General features: G+C 74.1%; 2 protein-coding genes and 1 pseudogene. All 3 read right to left on the reverse strand.

Annotated elements, in window-relative coordinates; translation table 11 throughout:
- Window positions 1–108: 108 nt before the first annotated feature.
- Window positions 109–963: a tRNA pseudouridine(38-40) synthase TruA gene (gene truA, locus H5J30_RS30825; RefSeq protein ID WP_181790772.1), complete on the reverse strand. Its 855-nt coding sequence runs from the start codon at window positions 961–963 to the stop codon at window positions 109–111.
- Between the two features lie 75 nt (window positions 964–1,038).
- Window positions 1,039–1,611, reverse strand: coding sequence for a 50S ribosomal protein L17 (gene rplQ, locus H5J30_RS30830; protein ID WP_181790774.1), 573 nt, complete (start codon window positions 1,609–1,611; stop codon window positions 1,039–1,041).
- A 77-nt stretch (window positions 1,612–1,688) separates the two neighbouring features.
- Window positions 1,689–1,802: pseudogene (locus H5J30_RS30835) on the reverse strand (DNA-directed RNA polymerase subunit alpha); the annotation flags it as partial.

The following is a 1,802-nucleotide window of genomic DNA, read 5'->3' on the forward strand; positions in this document are numbered from 1 at the left end:
ACGCGGCCGCCCGGCGGGGGTCTGGGGGCGCAGCCCCCGGTTTCGGGAAGGGGCGGGGTCGGGGAACAGTCCCCAACCCGCGGGGCCCGAGGGCCGAAGGGCCGAGCCCTAGTCCGTGTTCAGGACGCGGAGGCGGCGGGACGCCCTGTTCCGGGCCGCCAGCTCCTCCGCCGCCGGGTACCCCACCTCCTCCAGCGTCAGCCCGTGCGGACGCACGACCTGCACCGCCGAGTCCCGTACCGCCGCCCCCAGCACCCGCCCCACCCACTCCGGCTCCCGGTGCCCGTCGCCGACGAACAGCATCGCGCCGACCAGCGCCCGCACCATGTTGTGGCAGAAGGCGTCCGCCTTGACCGTCGCCTCCAGCACCCCGTCCGCCCGCCGCTCCCAGCGCAGGTCCAACAGCCGCCGGATCGTCGTCGCCCCCTCCCGGCGCTTGCAGAACGCCGCGAAGTCGTGCTCCCCGAGCAGCCGCGCCGCCGCCGCGTTCATCGCGGCGGCGTCCAGCGGCCGGTTGTGCCACAGCACGTGGCCCCGCAGCAGCGGGTCGACCCCGCCGGGGTCGTCGCCGACGCGGTACGCGTAGCGGCGCCAGATCGCCGAGAAGCGGGCGTTGAAGTGCGGTGGTGCGGCCGTCACCCGCCACACCCGGACGTCGTGCGGCAGCCGCCCCGCCAGCCGCCGCAGCAGCAGCTCCCCGCGCTCCCCCTGCCCCGCCCAGACCGGCGCCGGCAGGTCGACGTGCGCCACCTGCCCCCGGGCGTGCACCCCGGCGTCCGTACGCCCCGCCACCGTCAGCTCGTACGGCGCGGACGCCCGCAGCACGACGCGCAGCGCCGTCTCCAGCTCCTCCTGCACCGTCCGCCGGCCCTCGCGCTGCCGCGCCCAGCCGGAGAAGCCGCTCCCGTCGTACGACAGGTCCAGCCGCACCCGTACGAAGCCGGCCGCCACCTCGTCACTCACTGCCCTGTTCCTCCCAGCGCGACGGGCCCGCTCCCCCGGAGGGAAACGGGCCCGTCGTCATGCACGAAACGCGTGTCAGGCGTCCTTGGCGTCCTTGGCGTCCTTGGCGTCCTTGCCCTCGGCAGGCTCGGCGGACTCGGCGGCCTCGCCGGCTTCGGACGAAGCCTCGGCCGCCGGCTCGGCGTCCTCCGCGTCCTTCTTCAGACCCGCCGCCGCCTCGTCGCCCGCCACGTCCTTCGCGGAGCGCTTCGTCGCCGCCTCGGCCTCGCCGACCGCTTCCTGCTGCACGGTCAGCGCCTCGACCAGCTCGATGACCGCCATCTTGGCGTTGTCGCCGCGACGGTTACCGATCTTGGTGATCCGGGTGTAGCCGCCCGGGCGGTTGTCGTACCGCGGACCGATCTCGGTGAACAGCGTGTGCACCACGCTCTTGTCCGAGATGAGCTGCATGACCTGCCGGCGGTTGTGAAGGTCGCCCTTCTTCGCCTTGGTCACCAGCCGCTCGGCGTACGGACGCAGCTTGCGGGCCTTGGCCTCGGTCGTCGTGATGCGACCGTGCTCGAAGAGAGCGGTGGCCAGGTTCCGCAGCATGGCGCGCTCGTGCGCCGCGCCGCCGCCCAGTCGGGCGCCCTTGGTGGGCTTCGGCATGGTGTTTCTCCTTTACCGCACCGGCCGTGTCAGGTACCGGTGATCGGGGTCCGGGGGGCGCAGCGCCCCCCGGGACATCAGTACTGCTCGGTCTCGACGAAGCCGGCGTCGGCGTCGTCGTCGGCGCCGAAGGTGTCGGCGGCCGAGGTCGGGTCGAATCCGGGCGGGCTGTCCTTCAGGGCCAGGCCCAT

Origin of the sequence: Streptomyces phytophilus (assembly GCF_013870535.1) — a bacterium.
Taxonomy (GTDB): domain Bacteria; phylum Actinomycetota; class Actinomycetes; order Streptomycetales; family Streptomycetaceae; genus Streptomyces; species Streptomyces phytophilus.